20 protein-coding genes are annotated in these 26111 nt (G+C 56.8%); 8 read left to right on the top strand and 12 right to left on the bottom strand.

The genetic code is table 11. The features are described from left to right. Nucleotides 1–276: 276 nt before the first annotated feature. The 8 genes from QNM96_RS13585 to QNM96_RS13550 all read right to left on the bottom strand — a co-directional run bounded on the left by QNM96_RS13585 (nucleotide 277) and on the right by QNM96_RS13550 (nucleotide 11565). Nucleotides 277–813: a hypothetical protein gene (locus QNM96_RS13585; protein WP_283836989.1), complete on the bottom strand. Its 537-nt coding sequence runs from the start codon at nucleotides 811–813 to the stop codon at nucleotides 277–279. Further along, on the bottom strand, nucleotides 810–1706 hold the full coding sequence (locus QNM96_RS13580) for a ParA family protein (RefSeq protein ID WP_283836988.1): 897 nt from the start codon (nucleotides 1704–1706) through the stop codon (nucleotides 810–812). Before QNM96_RS13580 ends, QNM96_RS13585 begins: the two co-directional genes overlap by 4 nt. 1105 nt (nucleotides 1707–2811) lie before the next feature. Beyond that, nucleotides 2812–3180, bottom strand: a complete 369-nt coding sequence (locus QNM96_RS13575) for a cupin domain-containing protein (RefSeq protein ID WP_283836987.1) — start codon at nucleotides 3178–3180, stop codon at nucleotides 2812–2814. 108 nt (nucleotides 3181–3288) lie between these two features. Further along, entirely contained in the window at nucleotides 3289–6378 is a 3090-nt protein-coding gene (locus tag QNM96_RS13570; RefSeq protein WP_283836986.1) for an FAD-binding and (Fe-S)-binding domain-containing protein, read from the bottom strand. Nucleotides 6379–6713: 335 nt separating this feature from the next. Beyond that, complete coding sequence (locus QNM96_RS13565; protein WP_283836985.1) at nucleotides 6714–8048, bottom strand: methyl-accepting chemotaxis protein; 1335 nt, start codon at nucleotides 8046–8048, stop codon at nucleotides 6714–6716. Nucleotides 8049–8190: 142 nt separating this feature from the next. Continuing rightward, nucleotides 8191–8817: an MBL fold metallo-hydrolase gene (locus QNM96_RS13560; RefSeq protein WP_283836984.1), complete on the bottom strand. Its 627-nt coding sequence runs from the start codon at nucleotides 8815–8817 to the stop codon at nucleotides 8191–8193. A 127-nt stretch (nucleotides 8818–8944) separates the two neighbouring features. Next, a complete protein-coding gene (locus tag QNM96_RS13555) occupies nucleotides 8945–10495 on the bottom strand; it encodes an AMP-binding protein (protein WP_283836983.1) in 1551 nt (516 codons plus the stop codon). Nucleotides 10496–10797: 302 nt separating this feature from the next. Continuing rightward, complete coding sequence (locus QNM96_RS13550; protein WP_283836982.1) at nucleotides 10798–11565, bottom strand: IclR family transcriptional regulator; 768 nt, start codon at nucleotides 11563–11565, stop codon at nucleotides 10798–10800. A gap of 277 nt (nucleotides 11566–11842) precedes the next feature. Between QNM96_RS13550 and QNM96_RS13545 the strand changes: the two genes are divergently transcribed. The 3 genes from QNM96_RS13545 (at nucleotide 11843) to QNM96_RS13535 (ending at nucleotide 14542) form a co-directional block, all read left to right on the top strand. Next, the gene (locus QNM96_RS13545; RefSeq protein WP_283836981.1) at nucleotides 11843–12277 is read left to right on the top strand and encodes a hypothetical protein; all 435 of its coding nucleotides are present in this window, start codon (nucleotides 11843–11845) and stop codon (nucleotides 12275–12277) included. A 179-nt stretch (nucleotides 12278–12456) separates the two neighbouring features. Then, a complete protein-coding gene (locus QNM96_RS13540; RefSeq protein WP_283836980.1) occupies nucleotides 12457–13839 on the top strand; it encodes a CoA-binding protein in 1383 nt (460 codons plus the stop codon). Then, the gene (locus tag QNM96_RS13535) at nucleotides 13832–14542 is read left to right on the top strand and encodes an acetate--CoA ligase family protein (RefSeq protein ID WP_283836978.1); all 711 of its coding nucleotides are present in this window, start codon (nucleotides 13832–13834) and stop codon (nucleotides 14540–14542) included. Before QNM96_RS13540 ends, QNM96_RS13535 begins: the two co-directional genes overlap by 8 nt. Before the next feature lie 178 nt (nucleotides 14543–14720). Here the strand turns inward: QNM96_RS13535 and QNM96_RS13530 are convergent, their stop codons facing one another. From QNM96_RS13530 to QNM96_RS13520, 3 genes are all read right to left on the bottom strand, one after another. Next, nucleotides 14721–15797 (bottom strand): cupin domain-containing protein, encoded by a 1077-nt coding sequence (locus QNM96_RS13530; RefSeq protein WP_283836977.1) that lies wholly within the window; start codon nucleotides 15795–15797, stop codon nucleotides 14721–14723. 262 nt (nucleotides 15798–16059) lie between these two features. Continuing rightward, nucleotides 16060–16245 (bottom strand): hypothetical protein, encoded by a 186-nt coding sequence (locus tag QNM96_RS13525; RefSeq protein ID WP_283836975.1) that lies wholly within the window; start codon nucleotides 16243–16245, stop codon nucleotides 16060–16062. Nucleotides 16246–16466: 221 nt separating this feature from the next. Next, a complete protein-coding gene (locus tag QNM96_RS13520) occupies nucleotides 16467–17342 on the bottom strand; it encodes a fumarylacetoacetate hydrolase family protein (protein WP_283836973.1) in 876 nt (291 codons plus the stop codon). Nucleotides 17343–18067: 725 nt separating this feature from the next. Here QNM96_RS13520 and QNM96_RS13515 point away from each other — a divergent pair. The 4 genes from QNM96_RS13515 (at nucleotide 18068) to QNM96_RS13500 (ending at nucleotide 22584) form a co-directional block, all read left to right on the top strand. Then, nucleotides 18068–18745, top strand: coding sequence for an IS6 family transposase (locus QNM96_RS13515; protein ID WP_283836972.1), 678 nt, complete (start codon nucleotides 18068–18070; stop codon nucleotides 18743–18745). A gap of 83 nt (nucleotides 18746–18828) precedes the next feature. Further along, on the top strand, nucleotides 18829–20244 hold the full coding sequence (locus QNM96_RS13510; protein ID WP_283836971.1) for a DUF3179 domain-containing (seleno)protein: 1416 nt from the start codon (nucleotides 18829–18831) through the stop codon (nucleotides 20242–20244). A 353-nt stretch (nucleotides 20245–20597) separates the two neighbouring features. After that, nucleotides 20598–22100: an aldehyde dehydrogenase family protein gene (locus QNM96_RS13505; RefSeq protein ID WP_283836970.1), complete on the top strand. Its 1503-nt coding sequence runs from the start codon at nucleotides 20598–20600 to the stop codon at nucleotides 22098–22100. Nucleotides 22101–22194: 94 nt separating this feature from the next. Next, nucleotides 22195–22584, top strand: a complete 390-nt coding sequence (locus QNM96_RS13500) for a universal stress protein (protein ID WP_283836969.1) — start codon at nucleotides 22195–22197, stop codon at nucleotides 22582–22584. 46 nt (nucleotides 22585–22630) lie between these two features. On the opposite strand, the gene QNM96_RS13495 is transcribed toward QNM96_RS13500, so the two are convergent. Then, complete coding sequence (locus QNM96_RS13495) at nucleotides 22631–24001, bottom strand: CoA-binding protein (protein ID WP_283836967.1); 1371 nt, start codon at nucleotides 23999–24001, stop codon at nucleotides 22631–22633. Between the two features lie 167 nt (nucleotides 24002–24168). On the opposite strand from QNM96_RS13495, the gene QNM96_RS13490 reads away from it, so the two are divergent. Beyond that, the gene (locus QNM96_RS13490) at nucleotides 24169–25860 is read left to right on the top strand and encodes an MBL fold metallo-hydrolase (protein WP_283836966.1); all 1692 of its coding nucleotides are present in this window, start codon (nucleotides 24169–24171) and stop codon (nucleotides 25858–25860) included. The last annotated feature ends 251 nt before the right edge of the window (nucleotides 25861–26111 follow it).

The following is a 26111-nucleotide window of genomic DNA, read 5'->3' as shown; positions in this document are numbered from 1 at the left end:
CCCGCCTGCGGTTTGGTGCGTGGGCGACTGACGAAATAGTGAGAGTCGATCTTAGTTCAGAATCAGATTCCACCACAAAAGACAGGAGAGGGTTGATATTCACTTGATTCACTCCTGAGTGTAGGGTACCGGCTACCTCTTCTGAATCGCTGAATTAGCTCGACATCGATAATAAGTGTTTATTAGTTGGTGGTTTGTAGAAATCCAAATTCAGAATCTGTGCGATTTGTTGGCACCCACAATAGATATCGCGTTGTGTGATTTATGAGATGGCCGTTACTCGTTTTCCGAGTATCCCATCTGCACCAGTTCCTCGAGAACGTCATCCTGGTTCCGTAATGCGGCACGATACACTGCCTCACGGATGTCAAACTTTGGAACGTCGCGGCCGAGCGTAGACTCGAGATCAGTTATGAGATCTCGTTCGCCCTCGATGACATCGTCGTGAACGAAAAACGTGAGTCGTTCGTCGCGTTCGAACTGAACGGATTTGTCCTGAATAGCACGGCGAACGATGTAGGAATGTGACTGGTCCGACTGGGTCGACGAACGCCGGGGAGATTCCGGCTGCCGCTCGGTCGACGATTCGGACCCGCCCCCTGGGGAACTGGCAGATTCGGAAGCACTTCCGGGGCTAGGGCTCGTTTGGTCCTGGTTCCGCGTGCTTTCAGCAGATTCCGACTGAACCGACCGCTCTTCGGCAGTCTCGGTCTCCGCTTTCTCGTCCGATCTCCCATCGGCAGGTTCCTCGTCGGTTGTCTCTTCGTCATCTCCCCACAGATCGTCGCCGGACCCCGACTTGAGCCCGGTCATGCGCGGACCTCCACGTCCTCACGCTCGAGAGAGCCCGCTTCCGGAGGGGCCGGTGCCTCGATATCGCCCTGCGCTTCGAGATGGCGGGCCAGTCGATCGAATTTCTCGAGGGTCTCGAGTTCGTACTCTCGTCGCCGATCGCGGTGTTCGCGCACGTACGTAAACGCACTACACTTCTTGCGCCAACAGCCCTCGAGCAGGGACGTCCGGTCTCGGAGAATAGCCGGGACGTCGAACCCCTGCGTTTCGATCTCCTCGATGATACTATCTTGATCACGGGTGCCCTTGAATCGGTTCGGCACTGCCGCGAGAACGCCGATATTGATCTCGAGTTGTTCCTCGAGGTTCGTTACGAGGTCATCGAGCCCGCTCACGGATGCCTGTCCCTTGCCCGATGGTTCGAGCGGCAAGACGAGATTCCGTGTCGCGTCGAGGGCGTTGTACAGATGCGGACCCGAACTCGCAGGCGGGTCAACGATCAGCACATCGTAGTGTTTGTTGACGTTCGCCTCTCGGAGGACACGCTGTAACTGTGTCCACATAGGGAACGATTCGCCGAAGTCACTGCGGGCCTCCTGTTCCTTGCGCAGCGCTTCACCCAGATCCTCAAGGCGGTTGTGTTCCGGAATAATATCGACACCGTGTTCGACGGTTCGAACGAGCTCGGTGAAGTCATCGGTTGCGCGCCCGACGAGGTGATGAACCAGCGTATCCGTATCGGTATTCGCCCGATCGTCGTCGACATCGAAGAGATAACTCAGGTCACCGTCCTGTGGATCGAGTGGAACGACGAGGACGTCAAGCCCGGCTCGAGCGTGTGCAACCGCTAGATTCGCACTAAGCGTCGTTTTCCCGACGCCGCCCGCTTCGCTGTATACCGCGTATGAAAGCATGTATGAGTTTCATTGAAGGCATCAACTATAAGTTTTCGTCAGACTACGCAAACAGATCATATATACCCCACCAACAAACAGAAGTATTATTTATATGTTTCGAGTGTGACTACCACCTGAAATAATTGTTTGAAACCTGCGTTTGAAACACACATTTGCAACCATTGTTTGGATCATACAAACGCTACAAACAACCGAGTTTCACACTACCAACATCCAATTGTTCGAATGGTATACAATGAGTGGAAGTAACGAGCAGTAGTGACAAATGTACGTTTTGTACAGAGCATTTTAATATTTGTGTCAAGGAGTTGATTTCAGCATACAACAACAGCATCTCAAACACTTGTTTGGATCGAATATACCGTTCAAACGCTAGAGACAATCGGTTGAGTAGCCGTGATCCAACCTGCAGTTCGCGTCCGAGCTTCGGAATAATCACTTCACGGGCGTCGAAGCCCATATATGATTTGTAGAGAATGAGATCTTCGACCCATTGTTCAATCATCTCTCAAACTGGCCTAACTAGACACTGCCAAAACGAGCGGTCTGTCGAAATGGATTGATGTGACGGGCACGACGACATGGCTGAACAGTCATCGGTGAAAATATAGTTCCGTTCCAAGCGTCGACTGGTGAGCGAGCACAGTTGACGCCATCAATTTTACCCATCAGCTCAGGCTTGGAACGCCACTCGGTACTCAATCGATCAAGAGATTCTCAAACTGCTTTCAACGACAAGGAACACTGCAGTGAACGAGATGCAATAACGCTCAACGAACACAAGCGATTCGAAATTTCGGACCAATACAATGAGTAGACAGAGAGTTCGAATGCGAAACGAGTAGAGTGGTTTGCATAAACCACATACTGCGATACCCAAATATTGGTCGTGAGCAGTACGCAGTGCTGGCACCGGCGCTCGGATTCGAATGCGACAACAGGATCACCAGTCAAATATGGGCTCGGATTCGGTGCTGTCGGTGTCGCCCTTGGAACTGCAAGCTTTCTGTACCAGTACTATTCCGGTGGTGGCTGGGATGAACCAGCCGATTCGACGCCCCTCGAGCGAATCGACGGAGTGACCTCGAGGAGGACGTACTGGTTAGGGCTCGTACACCGCAGCGTCGTCCACGGAGGGCGCCCCGAGGGCGAGTACCTCGACGGAGTCGGACGCATCATCCGGATTGTACGCCCTGTGTGGACTCCCGGGTTCCGCGACGAATACGTTTCCAGCTTTCGTAACGAACTCTCCCTCCGGGGTTTCGATATGGAGTTCTCCATCGATAACGAAAAAGGCCTCCTCCTGTTCCTCGTGGTAATGATACGCAAGCGGAAGTTTCTCGCCCGGAGCAGCCTCGTACGTTCGAATACCGATGTTATTCAGATCGGCAAAATCCGTAATCGAACGAGCCGTCGCCGATCGATCCTCCATCGCTGGAAGCTCATTCGGATCGATATTGTGATATCCCATAGTGAAGCGTACGCATGTATCATGTTAACAGTTTCTCAAAGAAGAGCAACAGGCCCAAAGACGAGACGAGGACTTACCAACGGAGACGTATCCAGAGCCGCTTGTCGGTTAGCGAGTCGCGGCGTACGCTAACAGTTCGATCGGCGTCGGCGGGGAATCTCCATCGAGTTTCGATCCAGAAAGCGAACTACCAACCGGAACGGGGTCGACTTCCCGTCCCTCGAGTTGAGTGCGGCACGAATTACCCGGTGCCGTTACGACGGGGGCGTCACTTGCATCGATCTGGTCGACGAGGATGTCAGCAATGGACTGACTCATCGAATAGTGCTCGGCTTCGTAGCCGAACGTGCCTGCCATCCCACAACAGCCCGAATCGAGGGGATCGACCTCGTAACCGGCACGGCGAAGGACGCCGACTGCGTGATGCTCCTTTTTCGACGCTTTCTGGTGGCAATGGCCGTGGTAGGCGACGTAATCGCCCGGCGCGTTCCAGTCGATATTCTGATCGAGGCGGAACTGGTCGAGATATTCACAGATACCGTAGGAGTTCGCGCCAACAGCTTCGACACGCTCGCCCGAAAGGAGATCCAACGCATCCGACTGAAACATGACGGCATCCGATGGCTCTACGAGAACGATGTCCCACCCGTCGTTCACGCGTGGCTCGAGTTCCGCAACGTTTCCATCCATCCGTTCGCGAGCGAGATCGATGAATCCTTTCGAAAGCGGGGGCCGACCGCTCCCGGTTCTAGTGGCGATATCGACGTGCACGCCAGCAGCCTCGAGAACGTGGATAGCCGCTTTCCCAACCTCGGGATGGCTATAATTGGTGTACGTATCGGCAAAAAGGACGGCTTTTCGATTCGCTTGCTCGGCAGAGACTTTCGAGCCTCCGCGTGCTTCAAACCAGTCCTGAACGGTCTCACGGTGGAACGTCGGAAGGGAACGTTCCCGTGCAATACCGACCGTTTTCTCGGCGAGAAGCTTCGATCCTGGAATCGACTGCGCGAGGTTCGAAACCGGCGCGAGCGTGCTTGCAAGAGAGGCGAGTGTGTCGAAATTAGCGAACAGTTTGTCACGCAGACTCGCTCCCTGTTTCTGGTGTCGCGCGTGCATAACCTCGGTTTTGAGCTTGGCCATATCGACCTCGCTCGGGCAGTCTCGAGCGCACCCTTTACAGCCGATACAGAGATCGAGCACCTCCTCGGCGAACTCGTCGTCGGTGGGGTCGTCCGGAAGATCGCCGCTCATCGCCTGGCGTAACAGATTCGCCCGGCCTCGAGTCGCCGTAATCTCCTCGTCTGCGGCGCGGTAGGTTGGACACATGACGCCGCCGGTCGTGTCCTGACTGCCTCGACAACCGCCACAGCCGTGACAGAGTTCAACCATTCCCTGCATTCCGTTCTCGTTGTCCCAGTTTAGGGCGGGATCGAGGCCGGCGTCATAGGCGTATTCGTCGTCGTAGCGCAGGTGCTCGGTCATGTCGTGATCGCCGCAGACGTTTCCGGGGTTGAGCAACCAGTCGGGATCGAAGGCGGTCTTTAATTCGCGGAACGAGTGCCAGAGTTCGTCCCCGTAGAGTTTGCGGTTCCACTGGGTTCTCGCGCGACCGTCGCCGTGTTCGCCCGAGACGCTCCCACCGAACTCGACGACCATGTCGGTCACCTCGTCGGCGATATCGACCATGTCCAAGCGGTCGCGATCCGCTTTCGTGTTCACGAGCGGGCGAACGTGTAGCACGCCTGGTCCGGCGTGGGCGTAAAAGGCAGCGTCGTTGTCGCGATCCTTTTCGGCGAGTAGTTCCTGAAATCGCTCGACGAACTCGGGGAGGTGTTCCGGCGGCACGGCACAGTCTTCAATGAAGCTGATGTGCTTTTCGTCGGACGTCCGCGAGAGTAAGATCGGAAGTCCAGCCTTTCGAAGGGTCCAGAACATCGTTCGCTCTCCGCTCTCGTGGGCCTCGAGACCGGCGAATGCCAAGCTGTCGTCGGACCGTGGATGATCGGCCGGTGGCGGGTTCTCGGTGTCGTCGCCGCCGTCCGGCACTCGATCGGCGAGAACGCCGGCCGTTTGATCTCGTCCGTCATCGTCGTCTTCGGCGTAGAATTCGACGAGCAACGCGGCGTTTGCCGCCGGCGGAACGAGCGAAGCGGCCTCCTCGAACTCCGCCGTATTTCGAGCTAACCCGAGTAACACGTCGTCGATAAGTTCGACGGCCGCCGGATCGTGTTCGAGAACGTACTGAACGTCGGTGACCGCCTCGAGGACGCTCTCGTAGAACAACAGCGAGACGGCCTTGGTTTCCGGAAGGGGCTCGAGAGAGACCGTCGCCTCCGTGACGATAGCGAGCGTTCCTTCGCTCCCGGCGAGTAATCGGGCGAGGTTGACAGTACCCGTTTCGGCTTCCTCGACCAGGACATCGTAATTGTATCCGGAAACGTTGCGTTTCAGATCGGGGAATCGATCCCGGACGGCGTCCGCCTGTTCGTCGAGAACCGTGGTGATCTGGGCGTAGACGCGCTCGAGAAGGTCGCCGTTGGGATCCGCTTTCGCACGGATCTCGTCGACGGAAATCTCGCCTAGCGTCGTCACGGTCCCGTCGGCGAGGACGGCTTCACACTCCTCGATGTACGCGTCGGTCTTTCCGTACACGAGCGAGTGCGCTCCGGTCGAGTTGTTGCCGATCGCTCCGCCGATGGCGCTGCGGTTTCCTGCCGCCGGATCGGGAGCGAACTTCAGGTCGTGCGGTGCGAGCGCTTCGTTGAGCGTTTCGAGGACGGTTCCGGACTGGACGTGAGCGCGTTCGTCCTCGGGAGAGATCGAAACGATCCCGTCCATGTAGCGGGTGAAATCGAGGACGACCGCCTCGTTTACGGCCTGTCCGGCGAGGCTCGTTCCGCCACCCCGCGGGAGGACTGGGATCTCGCGTTTTGCACAATAGGAAACGACGCTGGCGACGTCCGGGGTTCCGTCCGGAAAGACGACGCCGATCGGGGTCTGTTCGTACGCACTCGCATCAGTCGCGTACAACTGCCGCGTGTAGGTATCGAAGCGAACGTCGCCGTCGAGACGCTCCCTGAGATCGTCGACGAGACCCGGACGGTCGACGTCCGTAGAGACGTACTCGTATTCCGCTCTGGAATCCGTTGTCGGGGTGGCTATACTACCGTCGGGTGGATTATTGGAACTCGTAGTCATCGCTTGTAATTGGACGATTCGAACAGGGGTTCACGGCTGTGGAAAGATAGTTCGGACCACGGTAGAGACATCATTGTCTGGCAGCAGTACCGTCGCCCCGAGGTCGGGGATGGATGCCAGCGTAGAGTCGATACTCGTGATACCGAGAACGGACAGATTCGCTTCAGGAAGTTCATCAGGATTCGTTATGCTCCCGATGAGACGGTTTCGCATTCACTGAGTACCAGACACCAGCGCTATTTAAATATTTTTTCTCGCACTGTCCTCCTGACAGGCATATTACTTCAACAGTCGTGGGCGAACAAATCAGGCGCGAGTATGCCGAAATACCGACGCTAGGAGAGATCAGACTCGAGGTCTCGAACGTCGTCCCGAACCTCTCTGACCTTTTCGGCCTGCTTATCGTTGGTTTCCGCGAGGGTCTCGATTTCATCCGAAACGTCCTCGATCTGGTCGACGGATCTGCCGAGCATCGTGGCAACCTCTTCTGCAGTTGCCGCCTGATCGTCGGTTGCCCCGGCTATTTGTTCGATCCCGGTATTTGCTTCCTCGACTGCGGACTTGATTTCGGATTGCTTGTCGTCGACCATACGGGCCCGTTCGATTGCATCGTCGACCCGGCTGATCGTCGTTTCGACGCTTTCGATGGTTTCGGTCGTGTTCTCGCTGACATCGTCAACAATGTCTTCGATCGTTTCGACCTCTTCTTTCGATTGGTCGGCGAGTTCTTTGACTTCGTCCGCGACGACGCCGAACCCTTCCGCCCCTGCATCGACCTGTGCTGCCTGAATGTTCGCGTTGACCGCGAGGAGGTTCGTTTCATCGGCGATTTGATCGATCACGTCGACGACTTTGTCGATTTCTTCCATCCGCTGTTCGAGGTTGCGGCTGCTTTCCGAAAGGGTGTCGGTCGCCCCTCGAACGTCGTCGATCATCGTGACGATTTCGCCGGTGGCGTCCTTCGATTCCTCTGCCAGTTCGGCTGCGGCTTCGCTCTGACTACTGACCTCCTCGGCGCTGGCGGAAATTTCCTCGACGGTCGCCGAGAGCGATTCCATCTCGTTGCGCACCTCAACGAGGTTTTCGACTTGCTCTTCGGCGAGGTTGTCGACCTCTTCGGTGGTTTCTGCATTTGTTTCGGCGGCCGCCAATAGATCTCCAACTGCTCCCTCAACAGTCTCGCTAATAGCCGTCTGAATTCGCTCCAGTTCTTTGCGCTGCTCGACCAGATCGGTGACGATCGAAACGTATTCGAACGCACCGATAGATTCGCCGTCGGGAGATCGCAACGGAGTACCCGCCGCGCGAATGTGCCAGCTATCGCCGTCGCTTTCGCCGGAGCGGATCTTGTCTTCTCGGACCGGTTCTCCCTTGCGAGCGATCTCCTCAGCCAACGTTTCGTCGACGCCGTCGGTCCCGATAACGTTCATCGCCTTGTTCCCGACGGCATCATTTTTGGTGATGCCAGTCATCTCGACGTGGGCATCATTCCAGTGGGTGATCGTTCCGTCGTCGTCAACGACGACCACAGGCTCCGGAAATTCGTCGACGAGATCTCCGAAAAGACTTCGCCAGAAGTCCCGCTGTTCACGAAGTTGCTCCAACTCGGTTTCGTCCCCGTTAGTTTCGGCACTGTCCGAAGGTTGAAGCAATAAATTCCCATCAGCCATTTACAAGGTTATAACCAGACGAGTATAATATAACTATTGGCCGCGAATAGGCGGAGAAAGCATGCTACCCGGAAATTCTGCTAACAGTCCTTCAATACTTCGATCCGATCCCGTAGTGAATGCCGTTTCTCCCCAAAGCAGATTACTGGGGCTTGCCGTCGAAATTAACGAAGTCATCGAGTGTAGCCACCGCATCGGTTTTCACAGACGAACCGTGATAAACGAGGCCGACATCGAACTCGAACTCGAGGAGTCGCTCGAGGTGTTCGTCGGCTTCGAGCAGGTTTGCCGAGTAAAATCCGGTGGGCAAAACGAAGTATCCCGACGGCAGGCCTCGAGCGTCCGAGCCGAACACTGCATCACCGAGAACGGCGATACCGTTCGCTTCGTCGACCAGTGCGTGGTGATCGGGAGTGTGACCGGGAACGTGTACGGCCTCGAACGGCCCGATGGTATCGCCGGTTGAAAAACGCCGGTCGACGAGCGAGTCGTCGACGTTCGTCTGCGCTGGAACCCACGTTTCGACATCGTACCGTTCGTTTACCGACTCAAGACCGCCGATATGGTCTCCATCTCCGTGGGTGATGATCACGCGTTCGGGTTCGGTACCGATTTCCTCGATTCCTTCGAAGAGCGCGTCAGTAGTGCTTTCAAGGCCCGTGTCGACGAGGGTCGGCACAGGCAAATCGAAGAAGTGTGCTCGGTAGCGTCCGTTGCCATCGTCCCGTACCGTGATATCGTACACTCCCGAAACGAACTCGGTGACCATACCTCGGCTTCGCTCCCATTTTTATTAAAATTACTGTCTAAAACAGGTCAGGAGCCCGAATGCGACTACGGTGACTCGTCTCGAACGAACAGGGAACGGTGTCATCAAAAAACGCCAATCGGCTCGATTATTCGGTATCGAAGAATTCGCGCGATACCGTCTCTCGTTCGATCGTTCCGGTATCAGTCCGGGGAAGTTGTTCCTCCGTGAGGATGTACTCTCGCGGTCGCTTGAAATTCGCCAGCCGATCGTGATCCTGACAGAACTCGTCGAGTTCGGTTTCAGCGGCCTTCGCCTCGTCCTCGAGACAGGCGACACAGACGACTCGTTCTCCCCAGTGATCGTCCTCCAACCCGATTACGACCGCCTCGTCGATGGCATCGTACCCCTCGAGGATTTCCTCTACTTCCTCGGGATAGATGTTTTCGCCCCCGCTAACGATCATGTTGTCCGCACGACCGATTATATGGAGGGTCCCGTCGGAATCGATCTCGGCGATGTCGCCGGTTCGAAGCCACTCCCCGGCGAAAAGTTGCTCGGTTTCCTCCGGACGGTCGAGGTAGCCGTCCGTCATTCCATCACCGCGGGCGATCACTTCTCCGGTTTCGCCCGCACCGACCGTCGCGTCGGGGTCGACGGCATCGGATGCTCCCGCGGGTTCCACGACTCGGATCTCCCACATGAACGATTCGTTGCCGATCGTCCCGGGATGTTCTGACTGGAGCGATGGATGCGCGTATGTGAGGTTCGGACCACCCTCCGTCAATCCGTACGTATTGTAGAGGTTATCGGTGAGGTGATCGGAAACGTCCTTGACGAGCGCCTCTGTAACGATCGATCCCCCGGTTCGAATGTACGAAAGATCGGCGATCGCATAGTTTTCCTCCCGCTGGGCGTCGAGAAGCGCGTGGAGTTGCGTCGGGACCGCGAGTAGTCCAGTAATATCGTACTCGTCGATGAGTTCGAGCGCTTCGTGCGGATCGAAATGGGTCTGGATTACCATCGTCGCACCGACCTGGATGTGCGGAAGGATCCACGCGTCACACGTCACCATGTGATACCACGGGGACGTGACGAGTGCGATATCGGTCTGTTCGATACCCATCTCCATGATTACCTGGGTGCTTCCGAGCCACATCGACTCCTGGTCGTGTAAAACGGCCTTCGGCGTGCTCGTCGTTCCGCTGGTGTAGAAGATCCCGTGCTCGTAAGAAGAGTCCGTCTCGAGCGCTTGGCTCGAGGCCTCCTCGAGAATCGCGTCGTACGATTCGACGGCGTCGTGATCCACGGACGCGTCACCGCGGTGAATACCCGTCTGGATAGCCGACCGGTCGATAACTTCCAGTGCTTTCTCGACGTTGTTGTCGTCGAAGAGCAACGCCGTCGCTTCAGTCGGCTCCAGCATCGAGACGATGCTCCCCGGGCTCTCCCGAAACGGCAGTTGGACGTTTCCGATACCGCGCTTGTGACTCGCTACTATCGATTCGATAGCTAACACGCCGTTGCACGCCAGCGTCGCGATACGGTCCCCCCCGCATCGCTCCGTCAACGCGTTCGCCAACCGAGACGACCTGTTATCGAGTTCCCCGTATGTTTCGCTCCATCCGTCGTCAGTAATAATCGCTGTTTCTTCCGAATTACACCGTACTGACCTGTTAAAAGACTCAATAAAGTTCATCGTTTCTCCAAGGTACGTCATACCACTTCCCATCTACATTAATAATTTTCGTCTGACGCCACGGATACGAGAGTACCCGAATTGGGACTGCTGGCGGCGTTTGATCGCGGGTGGCGACGACTGCTGACCGGCGTGGGTCGGTTCGTCAGAGACTCGAATGCAAGAATGAGTCCGAAGAAACTCGAACGCAGGAACGGGTTCGAAAAGACTCGAGCGCAGGAATAGGCCGAGCGATGTTCGACGAAGCGAGGTTCCAAAAAGTGCTCAGCTAGCAACGGATCGGGGGCTATCACGCTCGACGATCAGTCGTACGCCAGACGGAGTTCGACGTCGTTGACCGCTTCCAGCAGTGGATCCCGGAGCTGTGTCTCACAGTACTCCTCGGTGAGTCGACTCGCGGCACCCGCAATCGTGATCGCAGCGATCGGTTCGCCATCGAGAATAATCGGTGCCGCAATCGCGTGCACGCCCGTGAAGTCCTCTTTCCGGTTCCACGCGACGCCGGTGGCACGAACTTCCTCGAGTTGCTCCTCAAGTTCCGCTCGGTCCGTGATCGTGTTCTCGGTATGGCTCGGGAGGTCGTCTCGAGCGGTCAGTTCGTGCACTGTTTGCTCCGGTAAGTGCGCGAGAATCGCTTTCCCGCCCGAAGTCGAATGTAAGTGTTTCCATTGTCCCACCACGGAATGACTGTTAAAGGTGTTATTTTTCACGGAGCCGTACAGAAACATGACTCGACCGTTTTCGTGGACGACCAACCACACCGCTTCGTCCGTTTCGGCGGCGAGCATGTCTACCCTGTCTTTGGCGGCGTGGAAGACATCGTACTGGTTTCGAACGTCTATTCCATCGCCGAAAAACTGCAATCCGGGCCGGTAGGTCCCCCCTTCGTTGACGACATACCCGTGTTGTTCGAGGGTGGCGAGGTGTTTGTGGACGGTACTTTTCGCAAGCTCAAGCGTCTGGGCAATCTCCGTGACGCCCGCGCGCTCTGAGTCCTGAACGCATTCGACGATGGCGAACAGGGTTTCGTCGGATTTGACCGATTGGCTTTTCGATTCCGGACCACTCATTGAGAGACGTTACTCGTCGGTTCTATTGAAACTTGTTCACGTATTCTCGGAACCGACGGTTCGGTAAGAGTCGTCTATGAGACACGAATCCGTCGGCGAACTCGCAGCCGTTCGAGGTCTGAGAGCGATGCGCTTGACAATACCAACCAGAATTTATAATAGTCTGCTGGCAAGCTATACGATAGAGCATGGTTAGAAGTTCACATGAAAACGGGGGACACACGAGACGAGGGCCCGTGATTGTCTACCACAACCACACTCGAGAAGGAAAACGGTCATGTCCAGCGGTGGGGAGGACCACGAGATTCCGCTGTTTCTACACGCGGCGGGAGACATCAAGATTGTCAGTCACGATTCGAACTACACTTTCAGGACGGGACTGCCGCCGTCACCGGCGTTCATCAGGGGCCAGGAAGGACTCGTCGAAGATCGCGGATTCGACACGCTCGGTGCGATTACCGCCGACTACGCGTGGGGTGTCGCTTCGAACGACGCGATACAAGATACCTTCCCCGATGCAGAAATCGAGGTCGATACCATCTTCGCCGAACCGATCCAGTACACCGACTGGGGCGAACTCGACCAGTTCTCGCTCATCTGGAGCGGGTTCGAACTCGAGGCCCCGGATTACTACCCGGACGGGGACTTCGACCTGCACGAGGAACACCGAACAGAACCGATGGATGCAGTGGATCCGGACGACTGGACCTAACGGATCCGTAGACGATATCGCGGTTATCGACAGCGAACCGATTATCGGTACACTGAGCGGTGCATTCACATCGCTTCGACCGTCGATCGGCGGATAGCTTATCTGCACCGACGGACATGACTTGCGACGAAAACAATCGGATGGGAAAACACTATGCTCCGTAATACACAAATCCACTTATGGCCTTAGATAGCTTATTTGACCCCGATGGCGTTGCCGTAGTCGGTGCCTCGGCAACGGAAGGAAAGATCGGGTACGAAGCGATGCAAAACGCGATTGCGTACGATGCGCCGATCTATCCGGTCAACCCATCCGGATCAGGAACCGTGTTCGGTCGAGAGTTCGTCTCCTCGGTAACGGAGATAGACGGTCCCGTCGACCTCGCGCTTTCCTGTGTCCCCGGGCCGGTCGTTCCGGACGTAATCGAAGACTGCGGTCGGGCGGGTATCGGAGCCGCCGTTATTTTTTCGGGCGGCTTCGCCGAAGCTGGCGAAGAGGGCGAACAGTTACAGCGACGACTCGTCGAGGCCGCAGACGACGGAAATGTCCATCTGCTTGGACCGAACACGAGCGGGTTCTTGCGTCCTGCAGAGGATCTACACGCCACCTTCGCAACCGGGACTGAAGATATCCGCTCCGGAAACGTCGCAATTATCGCCCAGAGCGGCGGAATTGCGTTTGCGACCGCGTTCAGAGCGGAAAACGAAGGGCGTGGTGTGTCCGCAATGGTCGGACTCGGCAACAGTGCAAACGTCGGTTTTCAGGAAGCTATCGACTTCTTCGACACCGATGATCAAACCGACTCCATCGTCCTGCACGTCGAAGGGACCAACGATGCTCGAGGTCTCCTCGAAACGTGTCAGTCGGCATCGACACCCGTCGTCGCGTACAACGTCGGCGAACAAGACGTCGGCGACTTCGCCGAATCACACACCGGATCGCTCACCGGAGACCACGAGTTGTACGAAGCGGGCTTCGCACAGTACGGCGTCCCGACGGTACGTTCGGTCGCCGAACTGTACGACGCCGGAACGGCGCTGGCGGACTGTCCGCGCCCGTCGGGACCGAACGTCGGCGTCGTGACCGCACAAGCCGGTCCGGGGATCGCGATCACGGACCGGCTGAAAGCCGACGGAGCGACCCTCCCCTCGCTGAGCGACGAGACACAGGCCGTCGTCGAGGAGATCCTGCCGGGAATCACCTTCTCGGCCAACCCCGTCGACACGGGTCGTCCGATGCCCGAATTCGGGGACGTCGTCGAAGCCGTCGCTCGCGACGAGAACGTCGATATCGTCCTCGTCTACGAACTGTTCGAGGAGGGACTCGGATTCCCGACGGAGACACTCGAGGGCCTCCCGGAGGCAACCGGAAAACCGATTGTCTTCGCAACGGGCGGTGCACGAGCGGCGCTCGAGCCCGAACTCGAGAAGATGACCGAGTGTGACATTCCGACGTACACGACTCCCGAACGAGGAGCCGACGCTGTCGGGGCGCTCGTCAACTACGCGAAGCGGAATCCACTTGCTGACGCCGTCGAAAGCGAGGTGAACACGGATGACTGATCACATCGAAACGGCGACGTCAACGGGACGAACCACGCTAACCGAATCCGAAGCCAAAGAAGTACTTGCGACACACGGCATCGATGTCCCCGACGGTGAAACCGTTCGTTCGCCGGAAGCAGCGACCGACGCAGCGCGGCGATTGGGCTATCCGGTCGTCGTAAAGATCGAATCGCCAAGCGTTCAGCACAAAAGCGACTGGGGCGACGGCGCGGGTGTCGTCCTCGGCGTGGCGGACGACGATGCGGTCGCCGACGCCGCCCGTGAAATCTTCGAAACGGCCGACCGTCAGGGGATAGACGCGGCGGTACGCGTCGAATCCGCACTCGAGGTCGACGCCGGCATCGAAGTCATCGTCGGCGGAACGCGAGATCCGTCGTTCGGTCCGACCGTGCTTGTCGGTCTCGGCGGCGTCGCAGTCGAAGTCCTCCAAGATACGAGCCACCGGCTCGCACCGGTAACCGAAGAACAAGCCCTCGAGATGACCCACGAACTCGAGGCGTCGGAACTTCTCGACGGATATCGTGGCGAACCGGCCGTCGACCGGGAAGCGATCGCCGCCGCGATACAGACGGTCAGTGAGTTCCTGGTCGAGGAGTCCGAAGTGTCGGAGGTCGAGATCAATCCGCTCTTGGCGCGGTCCGAGGATGTGCTTGCACTCGATGCGCTGATCGCGTTAGCTCCCGACGACGAGAGCGACTGAGCGAACCGTTGCGCCTCGTCCAATCGGCCGCGGCTCGGACGACGGTATCGGTTCAGTTCCGGTGAAAGTTGACCGTCGCTATCAGTTTCGGTCGGTCTCGACAGAACACGAAAACAGCGGGGGCGCGCCTCAGCGTAGATGCACAGCGAAGAGACGGAGAAACGGCCGCCGGGAATTCTCAGGCCTCTGCTTCGGTGTAGAAATTAAACGCCTCGAACACCGGTCGGTCCGTCATCCCGAGGAGGATCGCTTCGTCGTCCGGCTCGTGATGGTGGGCTTTGCCGGGTGGGACACAGAAAATATCCCACTTGCCCCACTCGAGGGCTTCGTCCTCGACGTGGGTGACGCCCTCGCCTTCGATGACGAAGTAGACCTCAGTCGCGTTGTGGAAGTGAGCGTCCGTCGGCTCGTTGAGTAACTGCGCCCGAAACGACATCGTCGGGAACAACGGCGGTGCCCCCGACGTCGGATTAACGTAGGACATACTGTAGCCGTCGTACGGGTCCGGCTGATCGTTATCCGCGCGCTGTCGAAGCGTCTGAACCGTATCCTCCCATCGGAACCGATACGGCGGTGTCGGATCCCGGATTCCTTCGAACGGTCCGGGGATGGAGCCGTCTTTCGATTGGTCGTACGAACGCGCTCGACCGTACTGCGAGTCCCAGTACCCTTCCGTTTTGGTGACGGGTTGGCGCTCGAGTTCGTGATTTTCGAAGACGTTTGTGGCGTTCAGCGAATCCAGAACGAGCGGCAGGTCGAGTACGTCCAGCCACATGGCCGTCTCGTCGGAGTCGTTGACGTGGTCGTGCCACTCCCACTGTGGCGTCGTGATGAGGTCGTTGTTCTCCATCGGGAACTCTTCGCCGGCAACGACGGTCTTCATGTCCTCGTGGCCGTCGATGGTAAACCGCAACGCGTTCGCACCGTGGCGGTGCGACGGCGCGGTTTCACCCGGCGAAACGGTCTGGACGCCGACGTAGATCGTATTCGTGATTGAATTCCCGAGCGAAGCGTTGATCGGTACTGCAACTCGACGCTGGAATCCCGGTGGGAGTTCCTCGATCGGCATATCCTCTTCGACGTGGTCGATAGCATTTTTAATGTCGTCCCACTTCCAGATTTCGGCCTGGAGGTCGTCATAGACATCACCGAAGGTCTCTTCAACCTCCCAGAGCGGTCTGAGGTTCTGCTCCTCTAAGATGCTCCGAGTCTCGGAACTCAACTCTATCGGGTCTTCTGACTCTTGCTGTGCCATATCGTATGGTTACGCAAGTATCACCATAAGTGTTTGGAGCACATCTACACCGGTTCAACGGGCGGATGAGTTGTCACACGCCACCGGCCTTGCGGGACGAGTAAAGCGGCGAGAGAGATTCCGTGATGGGGTCGGTTGTCAGTCATTTCCGGAGCAGCCGCGAGTCGTCCTGCGGTTGCTCCGGTAAATCGTTACAACCGACCCTATGAATGGACCGACTGGACCGACGACACTCACTCGGCGATCAACGCTGGGAATCGGATCAGCGGTCCTGGTCGTCGATCTGATCGTCGAAGACGCGATCCGAGCGAAAGACTTCTCGACAATCCTCACAGACCATCTGTTGCTGGATCGCATACTCCCAGAGTTTTCCACCACACTCGAGACAGTCGAAATGCGCCTGAACGAACGGATCTTCCTTTGCGTACGGATTCTCGAATTCGGCCATAGACGGCTATTGTAGCGGATCGGTCATAAGAATACTGCCTCCACACCGAATCGCCGTTCGGACGCATAGAGAATTCGAGCGCGTAGAGAATTTGAACACGTAGAGAAAGACGTTATACGGGCCCGTTCAGCGTGATCTCCACGGGTAGTTTGGCTGAAGCTCTTCGGGCCTGTTTCGGGTAAAAAACGTCGCCACAAAAATCGAGGTCTTCGCCGCTGAAGCTACTGTCCGCCCTTCTCGACGTTGACGTCAGCGAATCGGGCATCGCGTTCGGTAACGTCGACGGTCATCGAGCCGACATCCTCGATTTCGGCGTCGATCGTATCGCCGTCGTTGAGTTCGCTCACGCCTTCCGGCGTCCCGGTCGTGATGACGTCACCGGCCGAAATCGTCGCGCCGAGAGACGCGTATTCGACGACGTCAGCACAGGTATAAACCATGTCGTTGGTGTTGTCGTCCTGTTGCGTTTCGCCGTTGAGCTGGAGTTCCATGTCCAGATCCTGGGGGTCGTCGACTTCGTCCGGCGTCGCGACGCACGGCCCGATGATGGTGAACGTGTCGTAGGACTTCCGGTTCGAACGGTCCTGATCCCCGCGGACGGAGATGTCAAGCAGGATCGTGTAGCCGAAGATGTTGTCCCACGCTTCGTCCGCGTCGACATCCTTGACGTCCGAACCCATGATGAACGCCAGCTCGATTTCGTGGTCGACACGGCGATCCGAGAACGGCAGTTCGATGCCGTCGTCCGGTCCGGCGATGCTCGAAGGCGCTTTCAGGAAGTATCCTTTGTCTTCGATCGAGAACCACTCGTCAGTGGTGATATCCTTGTCGCTGATTGCTTCTTCGATGTGGTTTTCGTAGTTCAGTGGAGCGGCGATGACTTTCTTCGGATGCTCGACGGGGGATTCGACGTGAACGTCCTCGACGTCGTGGTCGGCGTCTTCGTCGGCATACTGAGTTGCGTCGTAGTCGCCCTGAATGTATTCGATTAGTGGGTCGTCGCTCTCGAGGCCGAGGCGATCGGTCAGGTCGACGATTCCGGTCTGGTCATCGGTGAGTACTCCGAGTCGGTCGCCGTCGTATCGGACGAAATGCATACCTGATTCATTCGGACATGGCGTTATAAAACATCCCTTTCGAGTACGCGTTACGAAGCGAAGAGCAGGCGAAGGCCTCGTGCAGTAACAGAAAGCGAGCGCTCGGATACGCAAAATCAGACTCCGCGACGAAACCGAACCGTAGAATCAACCGAATACGAATCGGGGCGTGATGCCAGTACTGGGAGCGGTAACTCCGGAATCGACGGCAAGGTGTTCATGAAACGCGGGTTATCTTCGTTCGACAGCAAGAAACGCAGTTCGTCGGCAATCTCACCATACATTACATTCCTAAGTCTGTAATATATATCGTTGTTAAGCCACAGCATGCCACCTGGGCGGATATAGCGGTGATACCCACCTCGTTCTCTGATAGCGAACGCTTGGGAATGCGCAAAAGAGATGGATTTGTCAGAGATACCGACCAATAGTTTACCAAATACCGACGAACAGAGGAGAACGCAGTCAATTATAATATCCAGCCCGGGCCGAGAGCGACCAGCAAACTCGAAGTGTCTACCCAATGAACGTAGATTACAACCAGTTAAAACAAATGTTACAAACGAATAGTTGTAATCGGTACTGACGACCGTATCCGAGTGGAATCATCCCATCCAAGGGAACGGGGCAGGTGAAAGTGCAGGAAGGCAAGAGTAAGGGACTAATGGCAGTATTTAGTTGAGCCAGTTTGAGAAGTGAGCAGGTCGTTGAGTGAATTGGTTAGAATGCTCGCAGACCTGCTCAGTGAGAGGTATGAGGTGGATTTAGAAGAATCTTGGGAGAACGACCGGACGGCGACGCCCGTCAGGGCGTTTGCCGTCCGCCTCCATCAGACCGGCTGTTCGCTTCGAGAGACAACAACGATTCTCGCTGAATTAGGCGTCAAGCGCTCTCATGGAGCGGTTTGGAACTGGGTACATCGGCTGTCTGACAGCGGACGCGACCCGCTTGAGGCGAAGCCGAAGCGGGTCGCTGTTGACGAAACCGCTGTCAAGATCAACGGAGAATGGTCTTGGTTGTATGCCGCAATAGACATCGAGTCAAAGCTAATCCTCGATGTCGCGTTGTTCGGTCGGCACGGTACCGATCCGGCGGCTGCATTTCTGCATGGACTTCGCGAGAAACACGATCTCTCGGACGCTGAGTTTCTCGTTTATCAATTCGTCTATCGGACTGCACTTGTTCGATTAGGATTGAACGGTCGAGGGAACTACACCGACCGAAACCTCATCGAAAAGTGGTTTCATTCCCTCAAAATTCGAGTCGACCGTTTTCATAACTCATGGGTGGTCAGTCGGGCGAGCGCACGCAAATGGATTGAACAGTTCGTGCATTACTACAACTATCAGAGACCGCACCAATCGCTCAATGGACGAACGCCAGCCGACGAGGTGCTGAACTAGACAGTGCCGAACTAATGAGAAAGCAGTGAGGGTGGGAGTCAGTATCTAGATTTATCACGACAGGAAACGCAGGGTGAAACAGAATGGACACGGAAAGATCACACGAACTGAAACGATTGTCCGAGCAATTGCTCGTACGCGACGCGGACGCCCACGCGGAAGCAATCGAAAAGCTGAGCCAACAGGGTGACGAGCGAGTGGTCCCCCATCTGGTGGAGATCGTGATGATCGACTCCATCGCAAATCAGTGGGAGGCGTTTGGCTTCCCTGAAGTGATGCGAGATCGGTCACCACCCAGGTACCTCGAGCTTCCGGAGGCAGAGTGGCCCGGTGTCGTCGACGCCCTGTGTGAACTCGCCGAACCGAACTTCGATTCCGACCACGCGTGGGTCGAGTGGGAAACCTGGTATTCCCAGCAGGACATCGAACCACTCGAGGGATTCGACGAGTGGAAACTCCGGTTGTACCGATCCTATCTGCCCCCGGTCGGCGGGCTCCTCGAGGCAACGCCTCGGACGTTCGATCTACAGGACATCCGCTGGGGAAACTGCGACAGATCGTTTCTGGCCGCCCTCAACGAACCCGACTTCGTCCCCGCGACAGAAGTCGATGCGGGAACGGACACACGTGACGACCGGCGCTATCTGACGGATGACGACCTCGTATTCGGATTCGAAATCGAGGGAACGGCATACGCCGTCCCGCGCTGGATACTGTTTCCACACGAGCTTTTGAACGCGACTATCGACGGCCACTCAGTCAGTCTAACGTACTGTACGCTCTGTAATGCACCGATCCTCTACGAGCGAACGGTCGGTGATCGAACGCTGACGTTCGGGAGTTCGGGAATGCTACTCGAGGGAAACAAAGTGATGTTCGACGAAGAGACCGAAAGCCTCTGGAGTCAACATCGTGGGGTTCCGATCGCAGGGGAGTATTTGAGTCGGGAGGAACGGCTGGACATCCGTTCAATAACACAGACGAACTGGGGCGAATGGAAGCGGGAAAATCCGGACAGCCGAACCCTTGATATCGAAACCGGATACGATTACGACTACAGCTACTACACCGACGAAATCGGGATCTTCCGTCATTACTGGGAAAACGAAAGCGTGGTTCAACCGGGTGTCGAAGCCGCCGAAAGCGAACTCCCCGAAAAAGAACGCGTCTACGGCGCCACAACCGAATCCGATGGGACGAGAATTTACCCGACCGAGGCAGTCCGCCGGGAAGGGATCATCGTCGACGACGACTCGAGCGATCCACGAGTCGTTCTCGAAGACCCCACTGGAGACGTGGCAGTCTACCGAGCACCCCCACTCCCGGTCGAACGAAACGGAAACGCGCTCGTCGACGACGATCAGCGAGAGTGGACGATCGCTCGAGAGGAACTCGCGTCTCGGGGCGAAACCCTTGATCGGGTTTCGGGCCGACACGGCCTCTGGTTCGCGTTTCGCAGTCAGTACGAAGACCTCACCGTAATTGCGGGCTCGAAATAGCCACACCTAGCAGATGGAACATGATTGAGGTAATTTATCAGTAATTTTATTATACAAATTTGTTTTAACTCCGATACAGTTTACAACACAATCGGTTTCAATCGCTCTCAAACCAACCATCGAATTAGTATTACAACAAGGGCAGAACACCCCACTAACCGGATAGTCGGCGATAAAGCAGTCAGAGCGAAGGCGGTTACATTCACGATACCGGGATGTCGCGAGGTCCATCGCATCGAGTAACTAAACGCAACGAAGGATGCTACTCGCCGAGCCATAGCCTGCTTGCGATTTGGCGTACGCTCGAGAAGAACTGCCCAAAGGTTGATTACGGACTCGGCCTAAGGTTCGGTATGGCTCAACAGAGTCAGTCACCATATAGTATCGAGGGGGAGTGGGACGAACTGTACATCGGCGGCGAGTGGACCGAATCCGCGAGCGGTGAAACGATCGCAGTGGAGGATCCATCGACGCGTGAGACGATTACGCACGTTCCGCGCGGATCACCGGCGGACGTCGATGACGCGTACGAAGCAGCCGCAGACGCACAGGACGAGTGGGCGGCGACGCCGCCAGCGCGGCGCGAAGAACTCGTACAGGAACTCCTCGAAACCCTCGAAGAACGGAGCGAGGAGATCATGGGCTTGCTGACCAACGAAGCTGGGGGATCGGCCGTCATGGGGGGAACATCGGTCCACCTCGCCGAGGATCAACTCGCCGAAGCGGCGACGCTTCCGCGGCGGATGAAAGGCGAACACGCACACTCGAACATTCCGGGGAAAGAAAATATCGTCGAGCGCGAACCGAAGGGAGTTGTGACGGTGATTTCACCGTGGAACTTCCCGCTGAACCTCTCGATGCGAGCGGTCGCACCGGCGGTTGCCGCGGGGAACACGGTCGTCCTCAAACCATCGACAAACACGCCCGTCGTCGGCGGGCTCCTCTTCGGTCGACTGTTCGATGAGGTTGGCTTCCCCGACGGTGTCCTTAACGTCGTTACCGGTCGCGGGTCCGAAATCGGCGACGAAATCGCAAGCCACCCGGAGAGCGACGTCGTCGCGTTCACCGGCTCGACGCCGGTTGGCCGTCAAGTCGCAGCCTCAGCCGGCGAGAACCTGGCCGTTGCGGCGATGGAGCTCGGCGGAAACAACGCACACATCGTGACTTCGGAAGCGGACATCGAGACGGCCGTCGACGCGGCGACGTTCGGTAGCTTCGTCCACCAGGGACAGGTCTGTATCTCGATCAACAGACACCTCGTTCACGAGGATATCTACGACGAGTACGTCGAGCGACTCACCGAACGTGCCGAGTCGCTTCCGGTCGGGTCGGCCCACAATCCGGATACGATTGTCGGTCCGATCATCGACGAGTCCCAGCGGGAGGAAATGCTCGAGTACGTCGACGAAACGCTCGAGGCCGGTGCGACGCTCGAAACCGGCGGCGACACCGTCGACATCGACGGCGTCGAGGACAGTCTCGTCGTTGCGCCGACAGTGCTTTCGGACGTGACCAACGACATGTCCGCCGCCTGTTTCGAACACTTCGGACCGATCGCTCCCGTCATCCCGTTCTCTGATGTCGACGAAGCGATCGAAATGGCAAACAGTACGGAGTACGGACTGTCAGGATCGGTTCACGCAGGTGACGTCGGTACCGGAAAGGAAATCGCTGGACGGATGGAGACCGGAATGGTCCACGTCAACGACCAGCCGATTAACGACGAAGCGCACGTTCCGTTCAGCGGAACCGGAGCGTCGGGTGTCGGCGGCTACAACAGCGAGGACTTCCTCGACGAAGTCACCGAGAAAAAGTGGATCTCGCTTCAGCACGAACCGCGCGAGTATCCCTTCTAAGTAGTCGAATCGGAAACTGTTTCTTTTCATCATAGTATCATGTCAATGTTCCTTTGGCATGGATTTATTTGTGTAACACGATTAGATTCGAGATATGTACAAGATATTAGTCTGTCTCGATAAATCAGACGAACAGGCGCGCAAGCAGGCCGAAGAAATCACCGCGATGCCGATGGATCCCGACGCCCATCAGATCCAGATACTTCACGTCTTCACCGACAATCCGGACGGTATTGCGGTTCCACAGGTCAGTTCCGTCCGAACGGCGATGGATATATTCGACGAGCACGGAATAGAACCTGAAATCATCGGCACCAGCGGAGAACCTGAACGCGAGATTAGACGAGTCGCAAACGATAACGATGTTGACTTAATTAGTCTCGGAGGTCGTAAACGATCACCCACGGGAAAGGCGATATTCGGAAGTGTGACACAAGAAGTGATCCTGGAAGCCGATCAACCGGTCGTCTGTCAGCCGCTTTGAGGCCAGGCGGGTTCACGGTCGAACGGAAGGAGTCGGCTGAGCGAACTCAGATCGGGGTTTCTACTGCACGCTTTTCAGGTTCGGATCCGTTCAAACTCGAGCCGACGATCGCCCTGACAGCATTTGCACCGCGTCCGGGCGACTGAAACGTCGGAACGCCGATCTCCTCCATCGCTTCGCGTTCGTCCGCGAGGGCCTCGTTCGGACCAGCGATCGTAAAGAGCACTGGTTTATCCACTTCGTCGGTGAGTCGCTCGAGTTCGTCGACGGGATAGCCGAGTGAATCCTCGTAAATCTCGTACACGAGGACGATATCGACGTTCTCGTCTCGAGCGACGGCCTCGACGACGGCACCGAATTCGGGCATCGGGCGACCGGTGTCGACGGGGTTTTCGGTGTAGGTGATACCCTGTAGCAGATCATCGACGGTTTCCTGCGTTTCCTCCGAGAGGTCCGGAAAGTTGATTCCGGCCCCCTTGAGTGCATCGGCGACGATAATACCGGGCCCCGCCTGGGCCGTCACGACGCCGACGTTTTGTCCGTCAGGAACGGGTGTATCGGCCAGTGCGCGACTCGCGTCAATAAGTTCCGTCAGCGAAGAGACCATCGTCACGCCGTGGCCGACGAGTTCGTCCTCGTAACGAGCGGTATCTTGAGTCGGGGCGGCGGTATGGGATTGCACGAACTCGCCGACAGCCGCGTTGCCGACCTTGAGCGCGACGATGGGCGTCTCCGCCGCTTTGCACGCCTCGAGGAAACCGTCGATATCTTCGGTCCCTTCGATGTGAAGCGCGATCGCGTCCGTGTTCGGATCCTCATCGAGGGCCGGGATGAGTTCCGCGAAACCGGTGTTCGCACGATTGCCGAGGCCGAACATCGCAGAGACACCATAGCCTTCACGCTCGAGTTGGAAGGAAGCCGTCACGCCGACGCCACCGCTCTGTGCGAGGATACCGACGTTACCGGTCTCTACTTCGTTGATTCGTGGAACGAACGAACCGTAGAGATCGAGGTGAGGCAAGATGTACCCCGCCGTGTTCGGTCCGAGAAGCGTAATATCGTACTCGTCTGCCGTTTCGGTGATCGTCGCCTCCAACTGTTCGCCCTCCTCATCGACCTCTGCAAACCCGCCCGCGAAGATAACCGCCGCCTCGATGCCGGCCTCACCGCACTCCTCGATAATTTCCGGCAAAACGGGACCCGGAACGCAACACAACGCCAGATCTGCGTCCGTGTCGTGAACCGAGTCCACGAACTCGTAGCCGTAGACGGTACCGGAACTCGACGGATTGACCGGGTACACCGTTCCGTCGTACGATTCGATATTCGTCATCGCGTCGTTGCCGAGTTTTCCGGGCGTCTTCGATGCGCCAATGACAGCGATTCCGTCAGGGTCAAAGAAATCGGAGAGCGTCATACGAAGTAATTATCGAAGTTTGTAATATATATTTGGATACGACATACCAAAATGAGGTTCTCAATGTCATAAGATACCAGAGACCACCCGGAGGTTGGCAGGCGGAAATTACCCATCAAAATAACCATTATTTAAATACGGAGAGAGGAGAGGGTTAGCAAAAGACTATGCGAGTGTCCTATCAACACGCCAACATCAGGGGCGGTAACGAATCGTCATTGGTCCGATTCACTGCGGACGACGGGACTCGAGCATGCGTCCTTATCGATTCTGGAGCCGGGGTCGATGTCGACTCGCTACTCGGCGAAGACGAGTATCTGAATGCCATCCTCCTCACTCACGCCCATATCGATCATTATCGGACCCTCGCAAAGAACACCATACACAGCGCACCGATCTATACCGCTCCGAGCACGGCGACGGTTCTCGAACACGCGCTTCCGGAAGCGCAAAAAGATAACGACCTGGGAAACGTTCGCGACGCACTCGAGGCGGTCGAACCGATAACGGCGTGGACCTCGATTCTCAACGCGCTGGAGGTCCGCCCGGTGCCGGCCGGACACACACCCGGTGGCGCGGGATTCGTGCTCCGATTTCGTGATGAAAGCGACCCGGCCCAACAGCTGGACAACGAACATCACATCCTCGCGACAGGAGATTTTACGACGCGACCCTGTGCCGGCTACGCTGGACTGCCAACTGAGTATCCGTTCGAAATCGACGCCGTACTGCTAAACGTCGCAACCAGCGATTCGCCGACAACAGTTTGTAACGAATCGATTCGGACGATCCTCGAGCGAGCGTCGGCCGGGTCGCGGATAGTCGTGGCCTGTAGTTCACTCACTGGCGTTCGATACGCGGCGCTTTTGGGAACCACCATCGAAACCCTCGGACGACGTATACCGGTTTCCATCGTCGGTCAAGCGGCGAAATTGTACCAGTCACTCGAGATAGACGTGCCCGGGGTCGACGCGTACGACGTGTTCGAATCGCCAACGGAGGTACTTGATCACGGAGGAATAACTATCGCGGGACCGAATACGCCCACGAGGGGAAGCACGAGACGACTCTTTCGAGCGATTAAAACGGATCCGGACGGCGTTTTCGTTCAGCTCTCGGCGACCGACCAAAGGGGGATATCTAACGAGCAGTGTACGACGTATAGGTACGAGTGCGGCAATCACCCGGATACCGCCACGATCGACGATGTCGTGAAACGACTCGCGCCCAAAGAAGTCGTCCTCAAACACGCCTCAGGGTACAAATTAAAGGAGTTACAACGCCGATTCGACCGGTGCTTTACGTGGGGAACCGACGATTCCGAGCAGTATCGACTCTACGACAACGGGGAGTGGCAAGCACCCGGGTGGATTAGCGAGAAAGCCGAAAAACAGATACGACGGAACCAGTGGCACGCAAACCGAGAACTCCCTATCCGTACCGATAGTGAACTAATCGCCGTTCGTCGAGGGGAGATCGACCTCGAAGCGGAAGGTGTGGATATCGTCGGACTCGAGGAAATCTTTTCCCGAAATTCGCCACAAACACACCACGCGGCCGTCGTGGACGAGAAAACCGCGTGTCATTCCACGGAACGACTCGAGAATGAGGAAAACTCGCAGGAAGCCGATCAGGCGAGACAAGAGACGACGACAGACACTACCGAGTCCGCTCACTCCGTTCGGGAAGAAATCAGAGACCGACTCACCGAAATAGAGGCGACGCTCGACCGGACCGAACGAACGGTCCCTGCGCGCGTCCTCGACGGCGGCGACGAAACGCAGTTTCTCCAACTGCTCGAAACGACCGACATCGAACCCGGAAATGTCGTCGAAGTAGATATTCTGGTCCACGAGTAATTTAGCAGACCGAAGCGTTGATCGTGTCATGTTAGCTACCATCGAAATTTGGCCGATGGATCATTTCCTATCGAGAGGAAGGAAGTGCCATATTGTACCTTACAGACAAAAATTGTCCAATGATTTCGGAAAGGATAGGGGAGAATAGAACAATGCGACCGGAACAGATGGCGCTGTTTTCATACCGGACGTGGTCCAAAATCGTTTCATCGGAGTGGAAATTCGGGCACGTTAGATCCATTGTAATCAAC

The sequence above is a fragment of the Halostagnicola sp. A-GB9-2 genome, from assembly GCF_030068615.1.
GTDB lineage: Archaea > Halobacteriota > Halobacteria > Halobacteriales > Natrialbaceae > Halostagnicola.
Note: the sequence above shows the minus strand (reverse complement) of the source record. Positions and strands in the feature narration are given on the sequence as shown.